Origin of the sequence: Streptomyces sp. NPDC058401 (genome assembly GCF_042722885.1) — a bacterium.
Classification (GTDB): Bacteria; Actinomycetota; Actinomycetes; order Streptomycetales; family Streptomycetaceae; genus Streptomyces.
Genome location: NZ_JBHXKA010000269.1, coordinates 1 through 2,249 on the forward strand (window position 1 = coordinate 1; position 2,249 = coordinate 2,249).

3 protein-coding genes are annotated in these 2,249 nt (G+C 68.5%); 1 reads left to right on the forward strand and 2 read right to left on the reverse strand.

The window, feature by feature from the left end; all coding sequences use genetic code 11:
- Window positions 1-67: 67 nt before the first annotated feature.
- Entirely contained in the window at window positions 68-1,348 is a 1,281-nt protein-coding gene (locus ACFWNV_RS39640) for an Ig-like domain-containing protein (RefSeq protein WP_383957205.1), read from the reverse strand.
- A gap of 116 nt (window positions 1,349-1,464) precedes the next feature.
- Window positions 1,465-1,758 carry a hypothetical protein gene (locus tag ACFWNV_RS39645; protein ID WP_383957208.1) on the reverse strand — a complete coding sequence of 98 codons (294 nt, stop codon included), beginning with the start codon at window positions 1,756-1,758 and terminating at the stop codon, window positions 1,465-1,467.
- A 155-nt stretch (window positions 1,759-1,913) separates the two neighbouring features.
- Between ACFWNV_RS39645 and ACFWNV_RS39650 the strand changes: the two genes are divergently transcribed.
- Window positions 1,914-2,204 carry an LPXTG cell wall anchor domain-containing protein gene (locus ACFWNV_RS39650; RefSeq protein ID WP_383957211.1) on the forward strand — a complete coding sequence of 97 codons (291 nt, stop codon included), beginning with the start codon at window positions 1,914-1,916 and terminating at the stop codon, window positions 2,202-2,204.
- The last annotated feature ends 45 nt before the right edge of the window (window positions 2,205-2,249 follow it).

Consider the following 2,249-nt stretch of genomic DNA (forward strand, 5'->3'; position numbering starts at 1 on the left):
GCCCCCTGGCCGGGGCTCCCCGCCGTCCGTCTGCGTTTCGTCGGGGTGCAGCTGTGGTGTCGGCGGGTCAGACGGCCGAACCGGCCTTCCAGTCCGCCCAGTTCATGTTCCAGCCGTTGAGGCCGTTGTCCGGCTTGATCGTCTTGTCCGGGGAGTTGACGACCGTGACGACGTCTCCGATGAGGGAGTTGTCGTAGAACCAGGCCGCGGGCTGGTTCGGGTCGTTCGCGCCCTTGGCGTCGTTCAGGCCGACGCAGCCGTGGCTGGTGTTGGCGCTGCCGAAGACCGAGTCCGGTCCCCAGTAGTTGCCGTGCACGAAGGTGCCGGAGTTGGACAGGCGCATCGCGTGCGGCACGTCCTTGATGTCGTACTCGCCCTTGCCGTCGTCGTCCGTGAAGCCGACGGTGGCGCCGTTCATCCGGGTCTCCTTGAACTTCTCGGAGATCACCATCTGACCGTTGTAGGTCGGGTTCTCCGGGGAGCCCGCCGAGATCGGGATGGTCTTGAGGACCGCGCCGTCACGGGTGACCGTCATCTTCTTGGTCTTCGCGTCGACCGTGGAGACCTGGCTCCGGCCGATCTTGAAGGTGACGGTCTTGCTCTGCACGCCCTGGATGCCCGGGCCGCCCTGGACCCCGTCCAGCGCCAGCTTCAGCGTGACGGTGGAACCGGCCTGCCAGTACTTCTCCGGGCGGAAGTCCAGCCGCTGCGTGCTGAACCAGTGGCCCACGACCTCCTGGCCGCTGCTGGAGGTGACCGTGATGCCCGCCTGGACGGCCTTCTTGTCCTTGATCTGCTTGTCGAAGGTGATCGAGACCGGCATGCCCACGCCGACGGTCTGGCCCTCGTCCGGGATGAAGGAGCCCACGAAGCTGTTCTGCGGGGAGACGGTGGTGAAGGAGGCGTTCTCGTGCGCCTCGCGGCCCGCCTCGTCCTTCGCGGTCGCCGACAGCGCGTACTTCGTCGAGCGCTTCAGCGCCCCGTCCGGCTTCCAGCTCTTCCCGTCGGCGGCTATCTTGCCCGCCACCGCCGTGCCCTCCGAGCTCTTCAGCTCGACCGCGGTGAGCGTGCCCTCGGTCACGGCCACGTTGGCCGCGTCGTTCAGGCCGACGTTGGTGGCGCCGTCCTTGGGCGTGATGGCTATCTTGGCCTTGGAGGCGTCCTTGGCCGCAGCCGCGTCCACGTCCGCCTGGGACTTGGCCGATGCCTCCCCGTTGGCCTTCGGCTTGTCACCGCCGTCGTCACCGCCGCCGCATCCCGCGAGCACCAGTACGCCGCCGAGTACGGCGGATATGGCCACCAGGGACCTTCTCCGCCGCTTGCTGTCCGTCCTCACACGCCACTCCATCGTTGCCGGAACCCCGCACTCCCCGGGCAGGGGGCCATGACCCCCTGCCTCGTCCTGACAACGCATTACACCCCGAGGTGCTGCCCCATTCCGTTCGAATGTGGTCAACCCCACCGTCAGACGTTGTCAGTCTCTTCGTCGAGTTCCCCATCTTCCTCGTCGAGGTCCCACTCCATGGACTCGGGGTCGTATTCCACGGGCTCGCTGCTCCAGGAGGCCTGCGCGAGCTCCACTCCGGGGATCTCCGCGACCAGGTCAGTGGGGTCCACGAGGTAGGCCAGGGCCTCAGACTCGTCCTCCCGGACGGCCGCCTCGGCGTGGCCGCGCTCCTCGTCCGGCATGAACTCGTCGGCCTTGATGTGGGCGAGGGCCGCGCCGGTCAGCGCGTCCACGTCCGGCACTTCAAGCACCAAATCCACCCGAAGGCGTACGTATCGTGAGGTCTCAGAAGGGTTCATACGACGGAGAGTAATCCCGCGGCAGCCCCGACTTTCCCACGACCCGCCCCTTTCCGTAGCATCACCGCACGGGGCCAATTCGCTGCTGCCACAAGGGGGATCGCACCGTGTCCGCACGTCGATCAACAGTCACCGCTCTCGGAGCGACCACCCTCCTCGCCGTCCTGTGGTTCGTTCCCTCGGCCAACGCCACCGCGCCCGGCCACGAGAAGGCCGCCTCCGGGGCGCCGGCCGCCGCGAACACCCAGGTCCAGGCCGCCTCCGCGGCCGGATCCGGCTTGGAGCTCGCCGCCACGGGCGGCGTGGACACCACGCCCTACCTGCTCGGCGGCACGCTCCTGCTGGGCGCCGGGGCCGGGTTCGTGACCTTCTCCGTACGCCGCTCGCGCACGGCGTAAACAGCCTCCGGACACGAGGAAGGGTGCGGCCCCGGGGGCGTCCCC